The sequence below is a fragment of the uncultured Veillonella sp. genome, from assembly GCF_938010505.1.
In the GTDB taxonomy this organism is placed as follows: domain Bacteria; phylum Bacillota; class Negativicutes; order Veillonellales; family Veillonellaceae; genus Veillonella.
Genome location: NZ_CALLVP010000022.1, coordinates 1 through 25,147, shown reverse-complemented (window position 1 = coordinate 25,147; position 25,147 = coordinate 1). Strand labels below are relative to the sequence as shown.

The 25,147-nt window shown below is 40.0% G+C and carries 19 protein-coding genes and 1 pseudogene; 15 read left to right on the top strand and 5 right to left on the bottom strand.

Going from position 1 to position 25,147, the window contains the following annotated elements; genetic code table 11:
- Positions 1–183: 183 nt before the first annotated feature.
- Positions 184–1,539, bottom strand: a complete 1,356-nt coding sequence (locus Q0507_RS01030) for a lyase family protein (RefSeq protein WP_298711087.1) — start codon at positions 1,537–1,539, stop codon at positions 184–186.
- Positions 1,540–2,071: 532 nt separating this feature from the next.
- Between Q0507_RS01030 and Q0507_RS01025 the strand changes: the two genes are divergently transcribed.
- A complete protein-coding gene (locus Q0507_RS01025) occupies positions 2,072–4,150 on the top strand; it encodes an OPT family oligopeptide transporter (RefSeq protein ID WP_298711084.1) in 2,079 nt (692 codons plus the stop codon).
- Between the two features lie 11 nt (positions 4,151–4,161).
- Complete coding sequence (locus tag Q0507_RS01020; protein WP_298711081.1) at positions 4,162–5,001, top strand: hypothetical protein; 840 nt, start codon at positions 4,162–4,164, stop codon at positions 4,999–5,001.
- A 190-nt stretch (positions 5,002–5,191) separates the two neighbouring features.
- On the opposite strand, the gene Q0507_RS01015 is transcribed toward Q0507_RS01020, so the two are convergent.
- Positions 5,192–6,547: an S-layer homology domain-containing protein gene (locus tag Q0507_RS01015; protein ID WP_298711077.1), complete on the bottom strand. Its 1,356-nt coding sequence runs from the start codon at positions 6,545–6,547 to the stop codon at positions 5,192–5,194.
- A 183-nt stretch (positions 6,548–6,730) separates the two neighbouring features.
- Positions 6,731–8,359, bottom strand: a complete 1,629-nt coding sequence (locus Q0507_RS01010; RefSeq protein WP_298711074.1) for an S-layer homology domain-containing protein — start codon at positions 8,357–8,359, stop codon at positions 6,731–6,733.
- A 523-nt stretch (positions 8,360–8,882) separates the two neighbouring features.
- Here Q0507_RS01010 and Q0507_RS01005 point away from each other — a divergent pair.
- The 6 genes and pseudogenes from Q0507_RS01005 (at position 8,883) to Q0507_RS00975 (ending at position 16,778) form a co-directional block, all read left to right on the top strand.
- Positions 8,883–9,620 (top strand): (Fe-S)-binding protein, encoded by a 738-nt coding sequence (locus tag Q0507_RS01005; RefSeq protein ID WP_060919104.1) that lies wholly within the window; start codon positions 8,883–8,885, stop codon positions 9,618–9,620.
- 12 nt (positions 9,621–9,632) lie between these two features.
- The gene (locus Q0507_RS01000; RefSeq protein WP_298711071.1) at positions 9,633–11,078 is read left to right on the top strand and encodes a LutB/LldF family L-lactate oxidation iron-sulfur protein; all 1,446 of its coding nucleotides are present in this window, start codon (positions 9,633–9,635) and stop codon (positions 11,076–11,078) included.
- Positions 11,078–11,800: a lactate utilization protein C gene (locus Q0507_RS00995; RefSeq protein ID WP_298711068.1), complete on the top strand. Its 723-nt coding sequence runs from the start codon at positions 11,078–11,080 to the stop codon at positions 11,798–11,800. Before Q0507_RS01000 ends, Q0507_RS00995 begins: the two co-directional genes overlap by 1 nt.
- A gap of 186 nt (positions 11,801–11,986) precedes the next feature.
- Positions 11,987–13,378 (top strand): cation:dicarboxylate symporter family transporter, encoded by a 1,392-nt coding sequence (locus Q0507_RS00990; RefSeq protein ID WP_298711065.1) that lies wholly within the window; start codon positions 11,987–11,989, stop codon positions 13,376–13,378.
- Positions 13,379–13,705: 327 nt separating this feature from the next.
- Positions 13,706–15,258 (top strand): annotated as a pseudogene (locus Q0507_RS00985) (nitrite/sulfite reductase).
- 704 nt (positions 15,259–15,962) lie between these two features.
- Positions 15,963–16,778 (top strand): nitroreductase family protein, encoded by an 816-nt coding sequence (locus tag Q0507_RS00975; RefSeq protein WP_298711057.1) that lies wholly within the window; start codon positions 15,963–15,965, stop codon positions 16,776–16,778.
- Between the two features lie 131 nt (positions 16,779–16,909).
- Here the strand turns inward: Q0507_RS00975 and Q0507_RS00970 are convergent, their stop codons facing one another.
- Positions 16,910–17,728, bottom strand: coding sequence for a MetQ/NlpA family ABC transporter substrate-binding protein (locus tag Q0507_RS00970; protein WP_060919098.1), 819 nt, complete (start codon positions 17,726–17,728; stop codon positions 16,910–16,912).
- A gap of 354 nt (positions 17,729–18,082) precedes the next feature.
- Here Q0507_RS00970 and Q0507_RS00965 point away from each other — a divergent pair, with 354 nt between their 5' ends.
- The 3 genes from Q0507_RS00965 to Q0507_RS00955 all read left to right on the top strand — a co-directional run bounded on the left by Q0507_RS00965 (position 18,083) and on the right by Q0507_RS00955 (position 20,490).
- On the top strand, positions 18,083–19,249 hold the full coding sequence (locus Q0507_RS00965) for an iron-containing alcohol dehydrogenase (protein WP_298711049.1): 1,167 nt from the start codon (positions 18,083–18,085) through the stop codon (positions 19,247–19,249).
- A gap of 244 nt (positions 19,250–19,493) precedes the next feature.
- Complete coding sequence (locus tag Q0507_RS00960; RefSeq protein ID WP_298711092.1) at positions 19,494–20,159, top strand: AzlC family ABC transporter permease; 666 nt, start codon at positions 19,494–19,496, stop codon at positions 20,157–20,159.
- Positions 20,152–20,490 carry a branched-chain amino acid transporter permease gene (locus tag Q0507_RS00955; protein WP_298711046.1) on the top strand — a complete coding sequence of 113 codons (339 nt, stop codon included), beginning with the start codon at positions 20,152–20,154 and terminating at the stop codon, positions 20,488–20,490. The genes Q0507_RS00960 and Q0507_RS00955 overlap by 8 nt, the downstream gene beginning before the upstream one ends.
- Positions 20,491–20,644: 154 nt before the next feature.
- Here Q0507_RS00955 and Q0507_RS00950 read toward each other — a convergent pair whose 3' ends face one another.
- Positions 20,645–21,496: an aldo/keto reductase gene (locus Q0507_RS00950; RefSeq protein WP_298711043.1), complete on the bottom strand. Its 852-nt coding sequence runs from the start codon at positions 21,494–21,496 to the stop codon at positions 20,645–20,647.
- Positions 21,497–21,607: 111 nt separating this feature from the next.
- On the opposite strand from Q0507_RS00950, the gene Q0507_RS00945 reads away from it, so the two are divergent.
- The 4 genes from Q0507_RS00945 to eis all read left to right on the top strand — a co-directional run.
- Entirely contained in the window at positions 21,608–22,717 is a 1,110-nt protein-coding gene (locus tag Q0507_RS00945) for an efflux RND transporter periplasmic adaptor subunit (protein WP_298711040.1), read from the top strand.
- Positions 22,718–22,837: 120 nt separating this feature from the next.
- Positions 22,838–23,755 carry a DUF2156 domain-containing protein gene (locus Q0507_RS00940; RefSeq protein WP_367268434.1) on the top strand — a complete coding sequence of 306 codons (918 nt, stop codon included), beginning with the start codon at positions 22,838–22,840 and terminating at the stop codon, positions 23,753–23,755.
- An 11-nt stretch (positions 23,756–23,766) separates the two neighbouring features.
- Positions 23,767–23,961, top strand: coding sequence for a hypothetical protein (locus tag Q0507_RS00935; protein WP_298711037.1), 195 nt, complete (start codon positions 23,767–23,769; stop codon positions 23,959–23,961).
- 30 nt (positions 23,962–23,991) lie between these two features.
- Positions 23,992–25,147: enhanced intracellular survival protein Eis (gene eis / locus Q0507_RS00930; protein ID WP_298711034.1), on the top strand; the 1,156-nt coding region annotated here is incomplete at its 3' end.

The window sequence follows — 25,147 nt, the reverse complement described above, 5'->3', positions numbered from 1 at the left end:
ATAACGGCACAGGACACTGGTTCCCGATCCGTATCAACTGCCCACGAGAAATTACAGTTATTACATTCTTTGATGGAGTGGCACAATAAATAGAAAACCCCGATACATAATGTATCGGGGCTTTTTCCGTTCATTTGAGGTATGAGAGGATGTTACAGATATGTCATAGAGATGTGAGAGATTTTATTTCATGCGAACTGCTTCAGCAAACTCGTCTTCTGTCATGAGTTTTTCTTCCAAGATAATTTCTTTAATGGAGCAACCGCGTTTGTATGCTTCTTTTACAACTTGAGCACTCTTGTCATAACCGATGTATGGTGTTAAGGATGTTGCGATCATGAGGGATTGTTCTACGAAGAAGTTGAGTTTTTCTGGTACGAATTCTACACCGTCGATACAGTGTGTTGTGAAAGAATTCATCGCATCTGCGAGGAGGCGACAGCTTTCAACAAAGTCATAAATCATGATAGGCATATACACGTTCAATTGGAATGCACCGCTACCTGCACAGATTGTCATAGTCGTATTATGGCCAAATACTTGGGCGCATACCATGGTCAAGGCTTCACATTGTGTAGGATTTACCTTACCTGGCATGATGGAGGAGCCCGGTTCGTTTTCAGGTAGATGCCATTCGCCGTAGCCGCAGCGAGGACCAGAGCCTAAGAAACGCACGTCGTTAGCGATTTTGAATAGTGTAGTAGCCAATGTGTTGAGTGCACTATGAGCCATCATGAAAGCATCTTTGAGGGCAAGCCCTTGGAATTTGTTGTTTTTCACGCGGAATGGTGCGCCTGTTACCTCTGGTAACACAGTTTCCATAACGTCTAGATAACCTTTAGGCGTGTTCACACCTGTACCAACGGCAGTGCCGCCGAGGGCTACGTCGAGAAGGTAATCAGCGTTTTGAACGAGCATAGTTTTGGCAGTTTTTAGACCGTCCACAAAGGCACTGATTTCTTGGTCCACCATGATGAAAGTAGCATCTTGTAGGTGTGTACGACCAACTTTTTGCAAGCCTTTCCCTTTTTCTTGCAATTTTTCAAAGGATCCGATAAGGCCGTCCAATGCAGGAATTACGCGTTTTGTAATTTCAAAGTACGCACAGATATGCATTGCCGTAGGGAATGTATCGTTTGTACTTTGACCGCGATTTACATCGTCGTTAGGATGGAGCGGATTAGCTTCATCTAACTGTTTAGCCCGGTGAGCGATTACCTCGTTCACATTCATATTCGTTTGTGTGCCAGAGCCTGTTTGGAATACGGTCAACGGGAATTCTTCATCCCACTTGCTGTCTACGATTTCATCTACTACTTGAGCGATGAGTTTCGCTTTTTCCTCAGTTACTGCGCCACACTTTGCATTGGTTAAAGCACATGCTTTTTTGACAAGCGCAAGCGCCTTGATCTGTTCAATAGGGATGCGGTGGTCACCGATCTTGAAGTTATTGAACGAGCGTTGCGTTTGAGGTCCGTAAATTCGTCTAGCGTCGACTTCGACTGGTCCCATTGAATCGTATTCAATTCTTGTTTCCATAATGCTTACAACCTCCTTAAAAGACATGCCGACCGTATTGTCGGTACTTTAATTATATAAAATCCTGTATATTTGTACAGAATAAAAGATAATGATTTCTATTTTCATATAATTGATAGGTGTATATGCATAATGCGCATATAAGAAAGGGGACGCATATTGCGCCCTCCTTTTCCTCATACCTATATGATTTCAATCTATATGTAAGATTGATAATACGTTATATCTAGAAAAATTATAAATTAAATATTTTACTTGGTGAATAATGAAAGGTTTATTCTTATAGTAAAACGATTAGGTGTATATTACCGTGGTGGTCCTACAAAAACGACTTAGCGTCTCCGCGGAGCGGGATAGGTGGCTTTGGAGTCTTTTGGACTATTGTCTTTTCCTATATAGTTAAGGGTCGAATAAAACATGTATACATTATAAATATCGTATATATATTGAAATCATCGCTTTAACACGTTAAAATGGAAGTAGCTTAGTATATTGTTTTAAGTTTATGATTTCACAGAGGAGGTAAGTACTTATGAAACATGACTTTACGAGCCATGACCTTCATCTGCCGGAACTGACGTTGCGTGGGATGCTACTTGGTGCATTGATTACTGTTATTTTTACAGCATCTAACGTATATCTCGGTTTGAAGGTTGGTTTGACATTCTCGTCATCCATTCCGGCAGCAATTATTTCAATGGCGATTTTACGGTTCTTCAAGGATTCTAACGTTCTTGAAAACAACATGGTACAAACGCAGGCTTCTGCCGCTGGTACATTGTCCGCCATTATCTTTATTTTGCCAGGTTTACTCATGCTTGGGTATTGGAATGGCTTTCCGTTCTGGCAAACATTTTTGCTCTGCGCATGCGGTGGTTGTCTAGGTGTATTATTCACCATTCCATTGCGTCGTGCTATGGTAGTGAATAGTGATTTACCATATCCAGAAGGCCGTGCAGCAGCAGAAATTTTGAAAGTTGGCTCTCACAATGGTGAACAAGGCCCTCAATCTAGCTCCGGTATGACCGACATCGTATCTGGTGGTTTTGTAGCTGGTCTTATCAGCCTTTGTGCAAATGGTTTCAAAGTGCTTGGCGATAGCATGAGTTTCTGGATCCCTGTGGGTAGCAAAGGCATTACTCAAATTCCTTTGGGATTCTCTACAGCGTTGTTAGGTGCTGGTTACCTTATCGGTATCGCTTCTGGTATCGCTATTCTCGTTGGTGTACTCATCGCGTGGGCTGGATTCGTACCTTACTTAACTAACCTATATGCTCCAGATGGTGGCGTAACTGCTAAATTCGCAATGGGCATTTGGAAAGAAAAAGTTCGTTTCATCGGTGCTGGTGCTATCGGTATTGCCGCGATTTGGACTTTGGTTACTTTAATTAAACCTATTATCGAAGGTATGAAAATTTCTGTACAATCCATGAACAGCAGTTCTGCTGAACGTGAATTGCATCGCATGGATACAGATATGAGTACAAAATCCGTTTTAGGCGTATTCGTTCTTATTCTTATTGGTTTAGTATTCACTTTCTGGGACTTCGTATCTGCTGTACCTATTAGTGCAGGCTTGATGTGGACACTTGTTGTAGTAGGTATCGTAGTAGCGTTGTTAATCGGCTTCTTCGTAGCTGCAGCATGTGGTTACATGGCAGGCCTCATCGGTACATCTGCTTCTCCAATTTCCGGTATTGGTATTTTAGCGACTATTATTTCTTCCTTAGTTGTATACTTCATCGCAGCGGAAAATAATTTGTTTGCTACACAAGCTGGTGTTCAATTCGCGACAGCTATGGCTATTTTTATGACATCCGTAGTTATTGCGATTGCATCTATTTCTAATGACAATTTGCAAGATTTGAAAACTGGTCAACTCGTTGGTGCTACACCTTGGCGTCAACAAATTGCATTGTTACTTGGCTCTGTAGCCGGTGCTGTTGCAATTGCTCCAGTTCTTAACTTGCTTTACCAAGCATACGGTTTCACAGGTGCGTTACCACGTGCTGAAATGGATCCTAATGCTGCATTATCTGCTCCACAAGCGACTTTGATGACTACCATTGCTCAAGGTATCTTCAACTCCAGCATGGATTGGGATTATATCTTAATCGGCGTTGGCGTTGGTATTGTGGCAATTATCGTAAACTTGATTCTCAAGAGCACAACTGCTACTTTAACATTGCCTCCATTGGCTGTTGGTATGGGTATTTATTTACCACCTACTTTAGAAGTGCCACTTATTATTGGTTCTTTCATCAGCTACTTTGTAGGTCGTTATCTTGTAGCTCGTGCTAAAATGCGTGCCGGTGAGCTTGCTGACTACGATGTTGAGCAATCGAATCGCCGTGGTGTTCTCTTCGCTTCTGGTCTGATTGTTGGTGAAAGCTTGATTGGTGTAATCATAGCTGTTATTATTGTATTGTCTGTTACAACTGGTGGGGGGGAATCCCCACTCGAATTAGTAGGTCCTGGATTTGAAAGCACAGCACAATGGTTAGGATTGCTTGCATTCGTATTCGCTGGTCTCTATCTTGTTCGCCGTGTTGTTACACACAAATTCAATAGAGAAGAAGCTCTTGCTATGAAAGCTGAGCAAGAACAATAAGAGGTTGAACAATGAAATTAAAACAGTCTGTACTCATCATGATGGCTGCTGCATTGCCAGTAGCCTCCTTCGCAGCAAGCGAAGTAATTCCTGTAACGCAAGATACTGTAGTCGTACAAGCAGATCAAGCAAATACGAATCGAGTAAATCGTAATGATTTAACATATCGTATTTCTAGCACTGCTACACCAGAGCAAAATCGTGCGTTACGTACTATTCCAACTAGAGTTGATCCGGTTGAAGTAGTAGCTCCAAATGCGGATCGCTATATGGATCGCAAAGAAGTTGCCGTATCTCCTGTGGAATCTACTACAGATCATTTGGACTTAGTATTCCCAGAGGTTAAATCTGTTAGCCCGGCGGTAGAAAAAGCAATCAATACGGCTATCAAAAAGTACGTTGCTAAAGTACAAAACGATGTAGAAAAGTTAAATGCTAAAGAATCTAATAAAACAAATGTAGTTATGTACTACGATGTGAAAACAGATAAAAATGGCATTTTCAGCGTATTGATTCACACGTACACAATGCGTGATCGTGATGCGAATGGCGTTATGTATGTAAAAGGATTCACGTTTAATACTACAACAGGTCGTCAATTGTCCTTGTACGACCTTGGTGGTCTTAACAAAAAAGAATTGGTGAATGCTATTAACAATAATCAAGATGTGAAAGATAAAATGGGTGGCGATGTAAATATCGATAAAATGCCTACTGAATTCTACACAACTGATGATTATTCTGTTGTAATGATCTTGCAACAAGATGTGGATTCAATCCATAGTGCAGGTACAGTATATGTGCCTGTTGGTAACTTGCGTGACCGAGAAAATGATGTAACAAAAAACTAATCGAAAACGTGTAAATTCGATTATGTGTGTATAGTAACAGCTGTTTTATTGTGAAAAGAACCGCTCCAATAGGAGCGGTTCTTTTTTTGAATAAGAATTAATTTAAATGTATAACTTAAGTTTATAGAGGTTAAGTTATTATCAAAACAAAAAGCCGTGTAATGACACGGCTTTTGTTACTGTTCTTATTTTATTGCTTGTCACTGTAGTAATTTACGCGTGGAGGCAATGGGAATTGAATATTTCCATCGGAGTTTGTAAGCGGCTCTGGTGGTAGTTGTAAGAATACATTATCACGGAATTTCTTTTTAAATGCTTTTAGCGTCGATTTTTGAATGGAATCAACGGTTATGAGAAGAGCACTCGTGTCTGTATTTGGAGAGATGGAGAGAATCTTGCCTTTTGGTTCCTTCTCTTGGTAAAGGGAGATGGCATCGGATTGATATTCCTCTAGTTGTGCCTGATTCAATTTACCTTTTGATACAACTACAGTTCTATCTAACAGCGGATCGTGAGCATCTGCGATAGCTTTGGCAACGAGGTCGGTTTTCTTTTGATCTGTTAAGGATGCATGTAATTGACCTGCTTCCCAGAAGAGCGCTCCGTCTTGACGGAATTTAGTGAAATCATTGTCATAGCCTAATGCTTTGTCGATGATACTAGCTGTTTTATTTTCTACTTGCTGTTTAAATAATGTGTTATGGAAGGCAAGCGCTTGTTGTGTTTGCGTCATGCGGTAAGCAATTTCCGCTGCTTCTGCACGAGTTACGTATTTTTCAGGGTTAAATAATGTACCAGGCGCGTAGTTTGTGAAACCAAGGTAAGCAAGTTCACGAACTGCGTCTTGCGCCCAAGGAGCTACAAATTTTTGGTCTCCATAGGCAACACTATCTAGAACTGTTGGGTCCTCAGTAGTATAGCCTAAATAATGAATGTAGTTATCTGCTACTACGGCAAACTCTTGGCGAGACATATATTTTTCTGGTTTATATGTATCATCGCCATAGCCGCTGATGATATTTTTACGCGCTACGGAGTCGATAGCGAGAGCGGACCAACGATCAGAGGTTATATCTTTAAACTTACTAGATACGAAGGCTGCGGTACCATCATCCGTGATGTTGTTGAAGAGTGCTGCCACTTCTTCACGCGTCATAGGTTGATTAGGTCGGAATGTGCCGTCGGAATAGCCTTTCATCAGATTTGCTTTAGTTACAGTGCTAATGGCGTTAGCAGCCCAAAAATCGCTAGGCACATCTGTAAAGATATGGGCACGGATTTTTTGAATATCTTGTGGTGTACCAATAGAAGTGTTTACAACTACAGGTGATGCAGTAATAGTAGATTTAACCTTAGCTGCTTCTGTTTTGGTAGCTTCCGTTTTAGCTGCATCTGCTTTAGCATTTTCCATTTTAGCTGACTCAACAGTAGTTGTAGAAGTATGTGTCGTAGTGGTTGTGTTTGCAGAAGCAAAACCAAGGCCTGTTGTAGCCAATAATGTGCCGAGCACGAGGGCACGTAATGCGTAAGGGGTATTCTTGTACATAAAAATCCTTCCTAATCATGGTAAAGGCTAACGATCGATAGCCTAAGAATATAAACTTTCACCAGCATAAAAATCTATATCCATCGCATTGTAGTCAACTAGTTGGAATGCATAGTGATATATAACAAAGCAGCGTAGTACTATTGAGTATACGCTGCTTTGGCTGGTTAAGTGTAACGCCGATTAGCGTTTTACTGTCATTTTTACTTTGGAACCGAATAACTTAGAGATTCCTTGTTGTGTTTCTTTAGATGCAGTAGTTACAACTGCGTAAAGTTGGTTGTTTTCTACATCAGGGAATGTAGCTAGGATTGTACCTGCTTTTTCATTTTTGCTGTAATAGTTGCGGAAGTTTGTATCGATTGCATCGTATTCAGCTTGGCTGTATTGGGAAGATTCAACTACAACATAGTTGTTTACAGTGGAGTCGCCACGGTTTGCAAGATTTGCTTTTACTGTGGAAATATCGCTGTTGGATTTCAAAGCTACGTGTAATTGATTGTCACGCCAGTACATTACGCCATAATTTTGAAATGCATCTTCTGTTTTGTAAGTTTTATTTAATTCAGAAAATACTTTATCTTCCAATGCAGATTGTTGCTTTTGATCAAGTGCTTTTAGTGTGCTGCGGCGAACAGGGCGAGCTGTGCGCGTAAGTTCAGTTTTTTCCGCCACAGTAGCATCTTTGTTGCCTTTTAAGTCTTTCTCAGCTTTTTTAGCCTCAGCTTTTGCTGCTTTATCTGCCTTTGCGGCTTCTTTTTTCATGTCTTTATCAGCCTTAGCCATATCTTTTTTTGCATCTTTACTTACTTTGGATGCATCTTTTTCGATTGCTTTATCAGCTTTATTGAGATCTTCTTTTACAGCCGTTTCTGCTTTAGCTTCTGTAGTATGCTTTGGTGTAGCAAGGCCAGCACCGTTGAGCATACGGTTCAAAATAGTTGCGGCTTGTGCTCTTGTTACAGGTTGTTTAGGGTTGAAGCTTTCTGTTGCACCAGATGCTACGATGCCACGTTGTGCCATGTATTGAATATCTGCTAAGTAGTCAGTGGAAATACTAGCTTCATCTTTGAATGTCACTTTTTCAGTTTTCACAGGTGTAGAGATATTTAATTTCTTAGCCAAGCTAGCTGCGGATGCAACGAACTCTTCGCGGTTCATAGTTTTGCTAGGTGTGAAAGCTGTTTTAGATGTGCCTTCCATTACGCCAGCAGCGCTTACCAATTTGATAGCGGAGTTAGACCAACGATCTGCTTCTACGTCGGAGTAGGAGGCAGTAGACTCTTTTGCTGTAATTTCAGCTAATTCTTGCTCATTTAAGTTGTGTTGTAACACTTTGCCATAAATAGCAGCTGCTTGTTCACGTGTGATTTGAGCGCTAGGTTTGAATGTATTGTCAGAATAACCAGAAAGGTAACCGGCTTGAGACATTGCTTGGATAGCGTCGCGTGCCCAGTTATCTTTTGTATCTGTGTATATGCCTGCTGGCAATGTTTCTTTAGCTTTAGCAGTTGCTTTAACTTCAGTTGCCTTAACCGCTGGTTTAGCTTCGGCTTTCGGTGCTGCTACTTTTTCAGTAGTTGCAGGTTTTGCTGCAGTAGCTTTAGTATCCACTTTATTATCTGCTTTCGCAGTTGTAGCTTTAGCATCCACTTTAGCAGTTGTAGCTTTAACCGTAGTTGCTTTAGCTTGCGTATTTGTTACTGTTGTTGCTTTAGTATGTGCCGCGGTAGTTTCAGCGTGAGCCATGCCGAATGTAGAACCAAGGGCCAATGTAATTGCTAAGGACAAAGATAATTTATTTAGTTTCATTGAAAAGGGCTCCTTTCAAACTATACTTATATAAAATAAATTATAACACTTTTTAAATTTATACACTACTATAAGAAAATGTAATATATAAGGATAAAATTTACATGAATTTGAAATTTTGAGTTTGATTATGTAAGTATAGGATGAAATATAGATAAAACTTGATTTTCTTATGTCCAAAAATGCAAAATGATAAACATTCCCAAAATCTAGGTTTTATGGGGCTTTTGCAAGAAAAATTGATAAATGAAATAATAGATGTGATAAAATTCAATGTTTGTTATTACAAAAAGTCATAACGATATGAGAAATAAAAGGGTACATACGAATATAGCAATTCTTTGGACAATATCTATATGATTAATTTATAATTATATCGATGAGCTTTTGAATATTTATTTGAAAGCATAAGTAATGTTCAGGGCAGAAATTTAGTCGAAAAATTCACTACTAAAATTGCCATAACACATACATATCAAAATTTTTTATTAGGTTAAGTACTAGAAAAGACGAGGAAGATAATATGAAAATTCATCTTTTCCAACAGTGTTTGATTGACATGTTCTACCCTCATGTAGGTATGGCTGGTGTAGAAGTACTTGAAAGATTAGGTTGCGAACTTGTAGTACCTAAGAAACAAGTATGTTGTGGACAAATGTTCACTAACTCCGGTTACAATGAAGCGGCTATGGACGCAATTAAGAACACAATCGAATGCTTTGAGAACGCTGAATATGTAGTCAGCATGTCCGGATCTTGCGCTTTTGCAATCCGTGATGAATATCATCATTTCTTAAAAGATCAACCAGAGTGGTTGGCGCGCGCAGAAAAATTGAGTGGCAAAATTTATGAATTTACTCAATTTATTACTGACGTATTAGGTGTTGAAGATGTAGGGGCTCGTTTCAACGAATCCGTTACATATCATACATCTTGCCACGTAACTCGTTTGATGGGCATTAAAGAGCCTCCTTTCAAACTCCTTAAAAACGTTAAAGATATCAACTTGATTGAATTACCACGTGCAGATCGTTGCTGTGGTTTTGGCGGTACTTTCTCCGTTAAAAACCCTGAAATCAGTGAAGTTATGACACGCGAAAAAGCATTGGAAATTGCTGGCACAGGTGCTAATGTTATTTCCGGTTCTGACCAAGCGTGCTTGATGAATATTGCTGGTATGCTAGATCGCCTTCATAAAGATGGTGAAATCGATCGCCGTATCAAAGTAATGCATATTGCTGAAATCTTAAACTGCCGTTAAGGAGGAGACGACATGGCACTTATATATGACAATCGCCCCTATAAAGCACGTATAAAAGAATGTTTAGCTGACGATTTCAAAGTTGCAGCTATTAAAAAAGCACAAGACGTGTTTTATGATAAACGTAATACAGTAGTTGCGGATGTTCCTGAATGGTTAGATTTCCGCGCTGAAGCGGCTAAAATTCGCGATCACGTACTTAACAACTTGGACTTCTATGTAAGTCAATTTGCTGACAATGCTGAAAAAGCCGGTTCTAAAGTTCACTTTGCATTTGACGACAAAGAAGCGACTCAAATCGCCTTAGACATCCTTCGTCAACGCGACGCTAAAATGATCGTTAAATCCAAAACTATCTTGACTGAAGAAATTGGCTTGAACGAAGTTCTAGAAGAGGCTGGTATCGAAGTTAACGAAACTGACTTGGCTGAATTTATTTTGCAAACTGCAGTAAGCCCACCATCTCACATCGTAGTACCAGGGCTTCACTTCGAACGTAATAAAATCCGCGAAATCTTCGCTGAAAAATTAGGTTATACAGGTACTGAAAACCCTACAGAAATGACTCACTTCGTACGCGGTTATGTACGTGAGCGCTTCTTGAACGCAGACGTGGGCGTTAACGGTTGTAACTTTGCGGTTGCTGAGTCTGGTACATGTACAATCGTTTCCAACGAAGGTAATGGTCGTATGGCTAGCTCCATTCCTAAGACTCAATTGATCTTCTTAGGTGCAGAACGTATTGTTCCTGACTTCAAAGCCCTTGACGTTATGATGGAAATGTTGAACCGTTCCGCAGTAGGAGCTAAAATTTCCAACTACTTCTCCATGATGACTGGTCCTGCTCGTTCTGGGGAAGCTGATGGTCCTGAAGAAACTCATATCATCATTATCGACAACGGTCGTTCTGGCATCTTGGGAGGTACATTCCAAGAAATGCTTCGTTGTATTCGTTGCGGTGCATGTATGAACATCTGTCCAGTATACCGTCACGTTTCTGGTCATGGCTACGGCTCCGTATATCCAGGTCCAATGGGTGCTGTATTGACTCCATTGTTCAAAGGTTACGATGTAGCTGGTGATCTTCCATATGCTTCCACATTGTGCGGTGCATGTACAGAAAACTGTCCAGTAGCTATTCCATTACATGAATTGTTGATGGAACACCGTCACGTTATGGCTGACATTGAAAAAACTCGTCCGAAAGCAGAAGAAGCAATCTTCACTGCAGCTGCTAAGATGTTCGGTAATGCAACATTGTTCGATCTTGGTACAAAAGCTGGTGCTATCGGCATGAACTTAATTAGTAATAAAGAAGGTAACATGCCTGCATGGACTCAAGCTGTTCCGGTTATGAACGGTTGGACTAAGTCTAAAGAATTGGGTTCCTTAAAATTCAAGAAATTCCGCGATTTATATGCTGAACATGAAAAGAACAAGAAGAAGGAGAAAAAATAATGGATGTAGCTAAACGTAATCAATTTGTTGCACGTTTATCTCGTGCATTAGGCCGTGATCAAATTCCTACATTTGTAGAATCTTTTGATTATAGCCATGGTCCTCAAGAAACTATGTTCAAAGATTTATCTCATGAACAAGTTATCACTATGTTCAAGGAACAATGTGAACGAGTAGGTACAAAATTTGTAGATACTACACCTGATAAATTAGGTGAAACTATTATGGCTGTTATCGAAGAGCGTGGTAATGGTAAAGTTGTTTTCCCAAGCTCCTCCGAAGTTGAAGAATATAAATTAAAAGAATTATTCGAACAAGATGCAGCTTCTAATGGTGGTGTTCGTACATACTTCCAATGGGACCCAGCTAAAGGTCGCGAAGAATGTATTTCTAATACTGCTAATGCTGATATCGGTATTACATTCCCATACTGCGGTATCGCTGAAACTGCTACCGTAGTACAAGCGTCTGGTGAAGAATCTGGTCGTGCAATTAGCTTGTTACCAGAAACTCATATTGCTGTATTGTATACCGATACAATTAATCCACGTATGACGCAAACAATGGAACATTTGGCTGAACGTTATCACAACGATCCATCCAAATTCCCTACAAATGTTTGCTTGATTTCTGGTCCGTCTCGTACGGCTGACATCGAGTTGGTAACTGTAGATGGTGCTCATGGGCCTATCCGCGTTACATATATCTTAGTTAATAGATAATATAGTAACTAAATTAACCAGAGTAACTAAAGGCGACTTTCTTTTGGAAGGTCGCCTTTTTTGTATATATTATAGAATAAATAATGTTTTATTAAAAAAACAAAATATTATACTTGTATTTTTTTCGATATATGCTATACTAAGTTCATAACCTATTGTTGTGATATGAATTAAAAGAGGTGTATTATGAATATTCCATTCTTTACAGATTACCTCATGTTAAGCAATCCACTAAGTATTGGTATTATCGCGGTGTTTGTGCTCGTGTTAATAGGTATTTATGTATTGCAACGGAAGGGCACATCCTTCGGTAATCTCGTTATTATTGGTACTATTGCTGGTGCCGTACTTGGTGTAGCGGTTCAAATTATTGCAGGCTTCCCTGATGATCCATCTAAAGTGGTTTATATCAAGGAAAGTACTAAGTGGTTCTCCCTTGTAGGGGGTGGTTTCATCGACTTAATCCGCATGCTTGTTATTCCTATCGTTTTTATCTCCATTGTACACGTTATTTTGCATATGGAGGCAGGTGCTAACCTTAAAAAGTTAGTAGTTGCTATGATTTCTACGAATCTCGGCATGGTAGCCGTTGCTGCTGTAGTAGGCCTTATTTTGGGCAATGCTTTCGGTTTAGGGCAAGGCTTTGATATCATTGAATCTGGTAAGAAGATTCGTGAAATCAAACCTATGGTTGATACATTCCGTGCATTGATTCCAAGCAACCCAATTCAAGCGGCTGCTGAAACAAATGTTATCGGTATTGTTGTATTTGCAATTATCTTAGGTAGCGTAGCTCGCCTATTAAAACAAACAGGAACAAACTCCATGGAGATGTTCACTAAATTGTTTGATGAGCTTCACCAATTGATTTCCTGGGTGGCTGACTTTATCATTAGTCTTATGCCGTATGGCGTAGTTGCATTGCTAGCTTCTACATTAGCAACTCGTGGCGTACAAGCTATTCTTGATATGGGTTTATTTGTAGTATTACTTTACGTTGGTATCTTAATTATGTTCGTTGTACAAGCTATTTTGATTACTAGCTTTGGTTACAATCCGATTACATATTTCAAGAAAGCAAAAGCGCCTCTTTTATTGGCTTTCACATCCCGTTCCTCTATGGGCGTGTTGCCATTGACTGTAGAGACTTTGACAAAACGTCTTGGCGTAAATGCTACAACTGCTAATACAGTTGCTTCCTTCGGTACTACTGCGGGCATGCAAGGTTGTGCCGGCGTATTCCCTGCACTTGTTGTGGTGTACATCTCTAACGTAGCGAATATTCCATTCGATATGACTATGTACATCATGAGTGTTATCGTTATCGCTATCGGTTCCGTTGGTATCGCAGGTGTGCCAGGTACTGCTACAATGGCTGCATCCGTATCCCTTAGTGGTACAGGTCTTGGTGCGTACTTCACCTCTATTAGCCCAATCCTAGCTATCGATCCATTGATCGATATGGGCCGTACATGTTTGAACGTATCTGGTTCCTTAACAAATGCTCTCGTAGTAGATAAAATTATGGGAACTATCGATAAAGACGCATACAATAATCCTAACGAAGGTCGCGTGTAGGGCCCCAAGATTAGATATGAACTTAAAAGTATAGTTATTCCTAGCAGAGCTTGAGTTTATAAAACTAATAACACTTAAGTTTATAAAACTAACAACACTAACAACACTTAATCATATAAAACTATCAGAACTAACATAAAAGAACAGCCATCGGGCTGTTCTTTTTTTGTTTTTTAAAAGTAATAATTATTACAGATTGTAAAGAGTAGTATTAATATTCGGTATAAAATTTGTGAGTTAAGCTATAAACATACTTATGCATGTATGGTATACTAACCGTTACATTTATAAATCATGCTTAATAGATATAAGCCAAGAGGGTAATATATGATTACACAAGAATTGAAAGATCGATTAATTGCAGATTATTCAAAGTTTGAAGATATGACGCATAAATTTTATAAAAAAGAAATGTCTATCGCTGACTATAAAGGTGAATCTGGAGCTTTTGGTAGTTACGCAGAGCGTGGAGCTAACTCCAGTATGAGTCGTTGGCGTTTTAATGGGGGCCGCATGACTCGAGAACATATGCAGTTCTTGGCGGACTCCATTCGTAAATATAACTTGCAACACGTCCATTTTACTACTGGTCAATGTTTGCAAATGCATGGGCTTGATGGCGATACGATGTTAAGCCTTTTCAAAGAGTGTCATGAACATGGTATCTACAATCGTGGTGCTGGTGGTGATAATCCAAATGTAGTGGCTAGTATTTTGCGCGGCATCGATTCTCGTGAAACTTTCGACATTACACCTTATGCAACGGCGATTAGCGAGTTCCTCATGGAGCAAATGTTTTACATCAAGATTCCTCGAAAATTTAAGATGAGCATTGATAATGGCTTTGATAGCACTCCGCACTCTACGTTCAAGGATTTAGGCTTTAATTTGACGAAACACAATACCTTTGATGTATATGCTTGTGGTGGTCTCGGACCGAATCCGCGTATGGGGATTCCCGTGGCACACGATGTGCAACCTGAGGATGTTTTGTACCATGTGAAAGCTATGCTTATGGTTTTTGCTAATCATGGTAATTTCAAAAACCGTGGTAAAGCTCGTACCCGTTACATGCCGGCTGAAATGGGTGGGGCGGAAGCTTTCATCAAGATCTATGAAGAAACCCTAGCTATGGTAAAAGAAGTAGAACACCTAACTATTAATCCAGCTGATTATGCTTATGAAATTACAAAAACTGGTAAGCGTGATGATTTTGTGGAAAATTATCGTATTCACCGTCAAAAACAAGAAGGTTTATATTACGTAGAATACCATCCAGCAGGTGGTGATGCGAACGTAGAACACTTGTTGGCTGCCCTTGACTATGCAGTGACATTTGACCAAGTAGAAGCACGTATTGCGCCAGACCAAGCATTGTTCTTCATTAATCTTACAGCTGATGAAGCACGCAAAATTGCAGAAATAACTGATGATAGTGCCGAAAATGATTTCCGCCGTCCCTATCTTGTGTTGGTTCTACTATATGTCAGATTGGTATGCAAGACTCTAACGGTCTGTTAAAAGATATCTTCGCACACCTTGAAAAAAAGGGTGTAGACACAAGAAAACTACCTCGTTTACATATATCTGGCTGTCCACATTCTTGTGGTACACACCAAATCGGTGAAATTGGATTCCATGGTGCTGTAAAATTAGTAGATAAAAAACCTATGGTAGCATTCATCCTTGTAGATGGTGGATCAGAACACATGGGCTCTGAAAGCTTCGGTAAAATGGCAGGGCATATTGTTGCTACAAAAATACCGAAATTCATGGAAGCCTTGGCGAATACTCTGAACGAATCCCCTGAGCCAGACTTTGGGACTTGGAGACTGACACACAAAGCGCAATACATGGAGCTTATAAAAGCATTTGAGTAAATGTGGTTTCCGCTTGTGATGGGGCCCCGTTTCATTGCGACAACTTAATTAAAAATAAAACTGGGTACCTCTTTGCTCCGTCCTTCGTAAAGTCGCTGCAGAGGTACCCAGTTTCATTTTTATAACACCTGATGTAAATTAGTCCCATAGCAAAGCGACTTACCCTGCTAATATACAGAGCGACCCCATGACAAGCTACATTCGACATTTACTCAATATGCTTTTATAATTAGAGGAGCGGAGAGGCGAGAGCGGCTAAGTAGTTTTGACTGAATTTGCATCAAGACTAGCCAGCAGATTAGCCTCTGGCTAGTCCTTCCCATACGGTGGGCATGGCGCCACTACTATAAAGTTTATTATAATGTGTAAAATGATAGTGTTTTCTATGATTTATTTCAAGGTGTAATTGTAATGACTCTATATAAGTATTAGCTAGATTATTTACGCTTTTGCATGGGACATCTTTATAAATACAGTGATAAAAAAGTAAGAATACGCTTGTGCAGCGACTTTGCGAAGAACGGAGCAAGCGTATTCTTACTTTTTTTACCAAGTTGTACTAACGAGACTGGGCCCCATCCTAAAAGCGGATGAACAAATGTTAGTTGGGTCCCAATACAATTAGAATAATTGTTTAAAACTAGATATGACTTGATTTTGTATGTTATAATAGGCTTTATAGTAGTGTTTGGAGGATTTATCAGATGTTATTTACCGTCAATACAGAAGTCTGTACACGATGCGGCCTTTGCGTTGCTGACTGTCCGACAGGCTTGCTGGTGATGTCCGATGATGGACCTGTAACTGGCAGGGGAGGTTGTATCTCCTGTGGGCATTGTATTTCCGTATGCCCTACACTTGCTCTTGACAGCGATATGACACCGCGTAAGGAGCAAATCGATATTACAAAAGAACCTAAGTTAACGCCAGAGCAAGCTGAGTTATTTATGCGCAGTCGTCGCTCTATTCGTAACTATCAAAATAAACCAGTCCCTGCAGATCTCATTCGCAAAGTGTTAAACGTTGCAAGAATGGCGCCAACAGCGACTAATACACAAGGTATTTCGTATATAGTAATTCGGGATAAACAAAAGTTGCGCCGTATTGCTGATCTCGTTTTGGAGTGGATGCATTTGGCTGCAAAAACAGTACCGATTATGCGTCTCTATGCTCGTGCTGCTCAAGCAGAGGTAGATAAAGGCAAGGAGTATATCTTGCGCGATGCGCCGGCTCTCGTAGTGGCTATCGGCTCTAAAAAGGATATTCACCGTACCCATGATAGTGGTCACTCTTGCTTGTCTTATGCTGAACTATATGCGCCGACATTAGGGCTTGGTACTTGTTGGGCAGGTTTTTTTGAACATGCAGGCGAAGCAGAATATGAACCATTGTTGGAGCTTTTAGGTGTACCAGAGGATAAAGTTATTGCTGGTGCTATCTTGATGGGCTATCCACGCGTTCGTTATCGTAACATCGTGGAACGTCAACCACTGGACGTTGTATTCGATACTGAAGAATAAAATAAAAGCGATACTCTAAATTGATTAGGGTATCGTTTTTTTGCATATAACAAAACTTTTACCTATAAATTGAGACTTTTACCAATAAAAAGACCGGCCTCTAATATTATAGCGGTCGGTCTTTAATTTATTTAGTTTGCAGATGTAATGGTACCTTTAAAAGTATCATTAATGAATTGCTTGATGGCATCGGATTTGTAGATGTCCGCGATTTTTTTGTATGTTTCGTTGTCTTTATCTTGTTCACGAACAGCAAGAATCATAACGGCTAAAGGTTCATCTTTAGGTTCTAAGAAAAAACCTTGTTTTTCTACATTGAGCCCCGCGCTTTGAACGTAGTTCATAGGAATTGCGGCTACTACAACATCGTCTAGGCTACGTGGTAATTGTGCTGCTTCTAACTCTTGAATTTGAAGATTTTTAGGGTTAGATGTAATATCTGCTACAGTTGCTTTAAAGCCTACGCCTTCTTTTAACGTAATGAGGCCTGCTTTAGCTAATAGCGCTAGACCACGGCCGCCATTAGTTGGATCGTTTGGAATGGCAACGATAGCACCTTCTGGAACATCAGCAGCACTGCGTACAGAGTTGCTGTATAAGCCCATTGGCATTAAAATCGTTTTACCAATAGCTACTAATTTGGATCCGTTTTGTTTGTTGAAGTTTTCCATGAATGGTACGTGTTGGTACGCGTTCAATTGAATGTCACCGTCAGCAAGAGCTTTATCTGGTGTTACATAATCGGAGAACTCTACAACTTTAAGTTCGATACCTTGTTTTTTAGCTTCCTTAGCTACTGCTTCTGCTACCTGTGCATGAGGACCAGCAGTGGCACCGATTTTGATTTCTTTTGGCGTTTGACTAGCTTGATTTGTACTATTACCACAACCAGCGATGGCAAATGCAAGCACACCAACGAGGAGTGGAGCAATAAACTTTTTGAATTTCATAATAACATCCCTTTCTACAACATATGTAATATAGATATCCTATCATGAGAATGGGCTTTTGCATATCATAAATACATATCAGTTGGCTATAGATTAAAACTATGAGGCTTAGTGCTTATCTACAAATAATGTTAAGTGGATATTTATAAGTAGGGATGAAGTAGATACCGATAAATACAGATTCTACATATTAAGAACATCGAAGTATGATATAATATATAATAAGTTTTATACAATTAAATTCAATGGAAATAGTAGATATAGCCAATATTTAATACTTGATAGTTAATACGTAATACTTAAAATTTAACACTTAATACTTGATATTTATCATTTATCACTTAGGAGGTTATCATGTTTAACTTTGATTTTTATAATCCTACACATATCGTATTCGGTAAAGATCGTTTAGATGAATTAGACACTTTGGTACCAAAGGATGCAAAGATATTGATTACCTATGGTGGTGGCTCTGCAGTACGCAGTGGTCTTATTGATCGCATTGTGAAGGCGCTTGGCAACCGTAAGGTAGAACAATTCGGCGGTATTGAGCCAAACCCATCTCTTGAAACTTGTGAACGGGCGGTAGCTTTCATTAAAGAACATGGAGTAGATTTCGTTCTCGCTGTAGGCGGTGGTTCCGTTGTGGATGCCACAAAACTCATCGTTATGGGCGCTACCTATGATGGTCCTGTCATTGAAGTTATGAAAGCTGGTGTGCCAGAGGTTCCGGTAAACATGGTACCAAATCCATTACCATTTGGTACAGTTATGACACTTCCTGCGACTGGTTCCGAAATGAACAATGGTGCAGTTATTACTTATGGAGACGGTAAATTCCCTGTATTCAGTAGCTTAGTATTCCCTAAGTTCTCCATGCTTGATCCAACATTGACTTTTACATTGCCTGAAAAACAAGTTAAGAACGGCGTTATTGATACCTTTGTGCATACGACAGAGCAATATTTAACATATCCTGTAGAAGGTCGTATTCAAGATCGTTTCAGCGAAGGTATTTTGAAAACTATGATTGAAATCGGCAAAGAAACGGTAGAAAATCCAGAAAATTACGATATTCGTGCTAACCACGTGTGGGCTTCTACCTTGGCATTAAACGGCTTGATTGGTGCAGGCGTGCCACAAGACTGGGCTACACATCTTATCGGACATGAATTGACCGCTGCGTACCATCTTGATCACGGTATAACATTAGCCATCGTATTGCCTGCATTATTGGAAGTGAAAAAAGCAGATAAACTCGAAAAATTGGCACAATATGCGACACGCGTATGGCATATCACAGAAGGTACAACAGAAGAAAAAGCAGATAAGGCTATCGTTAAAACTCGTGAATTCTTTGAGTCCCTTGGTGTATCTACGCATTTGAAAGACTATGGCCTTGGCGCTGAAGCAGTTGATAAAATTGTGAAACAATTAGAAGATCATGGTATGACACAACTTGGTGAAAAAGGCGATGTAACACCAGAAGTAGCTCGCGAAATTTTAACGCGTGCTTTATAAAGAGTTATGTTGAGAATAATCAAAATTTGACACATATCGCACAGAATGTATAATATAATAGCTTAAATAAAAGACACCATATGGTGTCTTTTATTATTAGAGTGTATTTATTAATGGATAGAGGGGTTAAATTTGCTTAGCTCTTGACTACATTTTATATGATATACAATTTATGATTTTGAAAGGAGGAAATCTTTTGAGTGAAACAAAACGTCGAAGTGCCTTTTCTTTTGCGCTCCCTTTGGTGGTACCTATAGGGATCAGTTTGTTTTTCTTAGGTTTAGGTTTTGGTCTTTATGTTACTAGCCAAGGACTCCCTTGGTGGACCGCACCAGCTTTGGCGGCTACTATTTTTGCGGGCTCCATGGAGTTTGTAACGATAGGACTGATGTTTGCTGGATTTGATCCTCTCAATGCCTTTATTTTGACCTTATTCGTTAATGGTCGTCATTTCTTCTATGGTTTATCAATGTTACAACGATATGTAAATATGGGCTGGAAATGGTTCCCCACTATTGCTTGGATGTGTGATGAAAGCTTTGCTATCAATGTAAGTACTCAGTTGCCCGATGATGTAGATGAAAAGTCGTTCTATTTCCACGTAACTTGGTTAAATTATGTATTTTGGGTAGTTAGTACTTTTATAGGTGGACTATTTGGTAATCTTTTAGCCACTGTGGATTTACGAGGTATTGACTTTGTATTGCCAGGCTTATTTATTGTTATTTTCTTAGAGATGCTGTTAAATGCTAAGAATAATAATATAAGATTATTTGGTGTTGCTGGTACGATAATAGGGGTGGCGATGCTTTTATTGGTAGGGAAATCTATCTTTATGCTTACTTCTATGAGTTGTATGTTCGTAGCATCTTATATCGCGTATAAGTGGGGAGGTGTACGACTTGACTAGTTTTGAAATGGTCATTACTGTTGCTGTTGTAGTAGCAGGTACATTGCTTACACGATTTGCTGCTTTTCTCATTTTCCCTCCCGGTAAAAAGGCGCCAGACTTTGTAATGTACTTAGGTAAAGCTTTACCTGCAGCGGTTATGGGCCTGCTTGTTGTGTACACGTTTAAAGATACTGTAGTTCTGACATATCCTTACGGACTTCCTAAATTGATTGCCTTGTTAGTTACAGTGGGGCTTCATATATGGAAGCGAAATATGTTTATGTCTATTGGGGCAGGAACTGTAGCGTATATGATTCTTGTACAAGCCATATTTAATGTGACAAAATAAAATAAACCACGTATATCTATTCTTATGAAAGGTTAGATATACGTGGTTTTATTTTTATATACTGTTTTGCTTATCGCGATGACATGACTGTTATATTTATTGTAATTGTTACCAACAATGCATGTTACTTAGTATTTAATTAGTATATTATGTTTTATTTGAGTTGTAACAGTCTTTCAAGACCAGGTGCGGTGTGATGGTCTTCCAAGAAGTCTTGTTGGTCTAATAATTCCATAACGTCCATGTCGATGTTGGTTAACTTGAAATCGAATACATTGAAGTTAGCTTTCATATGGCTCACATTATTTGCCTTTGGCAATGGAATGATGCCTCGTTGGATGTGCCAACGCAAGATGATTTGGTGTTTTGATACACCGTATTTTTCAGCCAAGCTTTTAATGATTGGATGATCGAAAATCGGTTGGCGATCACGAGTAAATGGAGACCATGCCATACCTACGACTTGATGCTTTCGCATCAATTGTAAAAGAGATTGACGTTGGTTGAATGGGTGGCATTCGATTTGGTTGACCACCGGTTTTACATTGCAGTGGTATAGCAAGTCGATGAGGCGATCTTCGTAGAAGTTAGATAAACCCAAGCCCCGCAATACGTTTTGGTCGTATAGCTCTTCCATGGCACGCCAAGAGCCGTAGTAATCACCAAGGGGTTGGTGTACGAGCATGATGTCAATATAATTGGTATCTAGTTTCTTTAAGGAGCTTTCAACAGCACGCATCGTATTATCATAGCCCGCATCAGTGTGCCATATTTTAGTCGTAATGATGATGTCCGTACGTTTAACGCCAGATGCTTTGATGCCTCTACCAACGGCCTCTTCGTTGCCGTAATAGGCTGCCGTATCGAGTAAACGATAGCCTACGCCAAGTGCATTTACAACGGCTTGTTCTGTCTCTCCTTCGGTACCTGTTTTATAGGTGCCATAACCGATAGAGGGAATGAAGCTGCCATTATTTAAAATTCTAAAATCCATCCGTTCTTCCATGAGAACCTCCGTTATATCCATAAACTAAAGGAAATAGCTTTCATATAATTCTAATTGATTTTATGATATACTAAGGTATTGATAAAAATCAATATGATAGGAAGTGACAGAATGAAAATAAATCGTTTTTGCTCTGTAATTGCTATTCTTGGTGTTATGATTATGGCGCTCGCCATTGCGGGATGTGGTACAAAAACCGTATCCGTCGCGGAGGTAACGTACAAGGATATGCCGTTGCAGATTCATAATGATGCCAATGTAACGGCCCTTAACAAGGCGACGATAACGCCGACTTTAACGGGGCAGGTCGTGTATGCCGTGAAAGTGGGCGACCAAGTACAACAAGGTCAAACCGTGGCCACTGTAGATACATCGGCTTTACAGCAACAACTAGCATCCTTACAAGGGCAGTTAGAGCAAGCTCAATCATATACGACATCTGTGACAACTACGGCGGCAGCATCTATAGATAGTGCCCAATTGGAACAGGCTCAACGTATGCGTGAAGCGGGCATGATTACACAAAAGGAATATGAGCGTATTCTGGAAAGAGCTAGACCACAAACTACGACTGTCACAACTGGTGGTGGCGGTGGCGCCAATGCGGCGGCTATTGAGGCACAAATTGCGCAAGTATCTGCACAGATGGCGGCATCTACAATCGTAGCCCCTATAGCAGGTACGGTAACATCTATCTATAACGAAGACCGTCAAATGGCGATTGCTGATCGTCCGTTTATGATGATTCAACAAACTACACCGATGGTAGCCTCTCTTAGCATTCCTCGTGATGCGGCTATGAAATTAGGTACACCTGAAGCGAAGAATGGCATGAAGGTACTTCTCAAGGTAGGCGACCAAGAATTACCAGGTGAATTGACTTACGTAGATATTACTCAACCAGAAACTGTGCCAAGTGTATTGGTAAAAGCAACTTTCAACAATGAAAAAGGCCTAATTAAGGCTGGTGAGTTCTATACACTCGTTATCGAATCTAATGTGAAAGCAAAAATGTTGACCGTTCCAACGAAGGCGGTTCGCGAAAATCAAGATGGCAAATATGTATATGTATTAACCGAAAATAATACAGTTGACGTACGTGTCGTTGAGGTAGGCATCACAGAAGGCGATGATGTAGCTATTATTTCTGGCCTAAACGAAGGTGATAAGGTTATCACAACGGATGGCACCTTTGTGTTGGGCGAATCTGTAAAATTGTAATTACGAACCCTATGGGTTTAATACTAGATTGTTAGAATCATGTTTGAGCATGATAGAATCGAAACTTTCACAGACCGTGAAAGCAACCTCGCAAAGAGGAATCTGATAGGAGGGATTATTATTTTAGAATTTAAACGTTTTGAATTGAGAGATAAGCCATTAATCGACAAATATTTTGAACAACATCATTATGAAGCATCCGATAATTGCTTTACTACATTGTTCATGTGGCAAGAGCCATATGGTATTCGCTGGGCTGAAGAGAATGGTGTGTTGTACATTCAAGGTGGTGGCAAGCGCGAGCCATTCCTATTGCCTCCATTTGCTGGTAAAGATGCAAAGTTCCTTGATGGTTTGTTGCGCGCTAAAGAATGGTTCGTAGAAAATAAATTGCCATTCCGTTTCAAAGGTGTTAGCAAAGCCGTAAAAGAGCGCATGGAAGACTTGTGTCCTGGTCGTTATGCGTTTACTCCTGACCGTGACAACTATGAATATATTTACAAGTCTGAAGATCTTATCAACTTGTCCGGCAAGAAATTCCGTCAAAAGAAAAACCATTTAAATCAATTCCGCATGCAATATTCAAATTATGAATATGTACCAATTACAGAAGATATCATTCCATTATGCCGTGAAACGGCAGCATCTTGGGTGGAAACGCATCACGAAGAAGGTATCGAAGATGAATTGGTAGCCATCAATTTGTTGTTTGATAACTGGGATGCGTTGGGCCTTAAAGGCGGTGCTATTAAATTATTCGGCCGCGTTGAAGCCTTTAGTATTGGTGAGCTGCTCAATGACAGAATTGCTTTGATTCACATTGAAAAAGCAAATCCAGATATTCGTGGTTTGTATCAAGCTATTAACAATGAATTCATTCGTCATGAATTTAGCGAAGTAGAATTTATCAACCGCGAAGAAGATATGGGTTTGCCTGGTCTTCGTCAAGCAAAAGAATCTTATAATCCAGATCACTTTGCAGAAAAATATGACGCAGTATACGCTAATGAAGCTGATAATGCGACAGGCGGTAAATAAAAATTTGAGCTATGAAGCCGATGTGCTTCATAGCTCATTTTGTTATAATAGAATTGTTAGCCTATCTATTTGAATGTAACTATCGTATCATCATGGCGATACGGCGATACGGCGATACGGCGATACGGCGATACGGCGATACGGCGATATGGCGATGCGATGTGCTTAGATTAGATATTATACGCTGTGAAGCGACAGATAGATAACAGCTCTTATGATATAACGAGGATATAAATATGGAATTTAGAATTGCGACGGCTCAAGATACGCCTCATGTGGAGAATCTATGGGCGTACTGCTTTGAACCAAAGGAAGATCCATTCTTCCAATATTATTTTACAAATTGCTATGAATCGGAGAATACAATGGTCGGCCTAGAACAGGACCAATTGTTGAGCACTGTTCATTTGCGTCAATACAATCTTAACGTTCGCGGTGCTGTATTACCTACGAGTTATATGGTAGGTGTTGCAACGCATCCTGCGGCTCGCCGTGGTGGAGTAGGCGGTGCATTATTGACCTCTGCACTAGAGGAGCTTCGTAAACGCGGCCAAGCTATGACGATTTTGATGCCATCCAAGGCGGCATTCTATCAACAATATGGTTGGGAACTCTATGCTCATCAATGGGTGAACACCATGTCGCTAGAAGACTTGCGCCCTATGACAGATAAAACGTTGAGCTTTGGCTTGCTAAATAGCGTAGATCAATGGACTTTGTTAGATCCAGTATATAAAACATATACGGCTCGTCTTTCAGGCTACGCAGAGCGCGGTGAAAAGGAATGGAAACGATTATTAGGCAGCTTCTTTGCAGAAGGCGTAAACATTGCTGTAGTGCGCAACGATGATAACATCATAGAAGGTTATGCAGTGTATCGATTAGGTCAGCCTGAAATTCCTGTTTCTGAATTGGTTTACACGACACGCCGTGCACAACGTGCATTATTGAACTATTTCTATAATCACCGTTCTCAAGGCACTTCTATTCGTTGGAATGAAGGTCTTCACGATACATACTATCGCTTCTATCCTGATGGTAGAACTGGTCACGCTACGATGCCGTATATGATGAGCCGTATTGTAGATGTAAAAGCTGCTTTTGAAGCGATTCCTGTAAATCCAGAGGCATTGATGATGCCTATAACAATGACCTTTGCAGTAAAAGATGGGCTTTGCAGCTGGAACGAAGGCCGTTATGAAGTGCAATATGGCGGTGCATTAACGCCATCCGTTAAAAAGATTTCTGATACATTCGATGGTGAAGCGGATATTACCGTTGAGGTTGGTGCATTGAGCCAGTTATTAATGGGCACACTTACGGCTCGAGACCTTGTTTTTGAAGGGAAACTTTCAGTAAGCGAAGAATGGTTAGACTATTTCGATATTCTCT

What these genes read in the sequence shown, in the direction of transcription:
- Q0507_RS01030 (WP_298711087.1), bottom strand. Translation starts at nt 1,539, where the DNA reads ATGGAAACAAGAATTGAATACGATTCAATGGGACCAGTCGAAGTCGAC.
- Q0507_RS01025 (WP_298711084.1), top strand. Translation starts at nt 2,072, where the DNA reads ATGAAACATGACTTTACGAGCCATGACCTTCATCTGCCGGAACTGACG.
- Q0507_RS01020 (WP_298711081.1), top strand. Translation starts at nt 4,162, where the DNA reads ATGAAATTAAAACAGTCTGTACTCATCATGATGGCTGCTGCATTGCCA.
- Q0507_RS01015 (WP_298711077.1), bottom strand. Translation starts at nt 6,547, where the DNA reads ATGTACAAGAATACCCCTTACGCATTACGTGCCCTCGTGCTCGGCACA.
- Q0507_RS01010 (WP_298711074.1), bottom strand. Translation starts at nt 8,359, where the DNA reads ATGAAACTAAATAAATTATCTTTGTCCTTAGCAATTACATTGGCCCTT.
- Q0507_RS01005 (WP_060919104.1), top strand. Translation starts at nt 8,883, where the DNA reads ATGAAAATTCATCTTTTCCAACAGTGTTTGATTGACATGTTCTACCCT.
- Q0507_RS01000 (WP_298711071.1), top strand. Translation starts at nt 9,633, where the DNA reads ATGGCACTTATATATGACAATCGCCCCTATAAAGCACGTATAAAAGAA.
- Q0507_RS00995 (WP_298711068.1), top strand. Translation starts at nt 11,078, where the DNA reads ATGGATGTAGCTAAACGTAATCAATTTGTTGCACGTTTATCTCGTGCA.
- Q0507_RS00990 (WP_298711065.1), top strand. Translation starts at nt 11,987, where the DNA reads ATGAATATTCCATTCTTTACAGATTACCTCATGTTAAGCAATCCACTA.
- Q0507_RS00975 (WP_298711057.1), top strand. Translation starts at nt 15,963, where the DNA reads ATGTTATTTACCGTCAATACAGAAGTCTGTACACGATGCGGCCTTTGC.
- Q0507_RS00970 (WP_060919098.1), bottom strand. Translation starts at nt 17,728, where the DNA reads ATGAAATTCAAAAAGTTTATTGCTCCACTCCTCGTTGGTGTGCTTGCA.
- Q0507_RS00965 (WP_298711049.1), top strand. Translation starts at nt 18,083, where the DNA reads ATGTTTAACTTTGATTTTTATAATCCTACACATATCGTATTCGGTAAA.
- Q0507_RS00950 (WP_298711043.1), bottom strand. Translation starts at nt 21,496, where the DNA reads ATGGAAGAACGGATGGATTTTAGAATTTTAAATAATGGCAGCTTCATT.
- Q0507_RS00945 (WP_298711040.1), top strand. Translation starts at nt 21,608, where the DNA reads ATGAAAATAAATCGTTTTTGCTCTGTAATTGCTATTCTTGGTGTTATG.
- Q0507_RS00935 (WP_298711037.1), top strand. Translation starts at nt 23,767, where the DNA reads ATGAAGCCGATGTGCTTCATAGCTCATTTTGTTATAATAGAATTGTTA.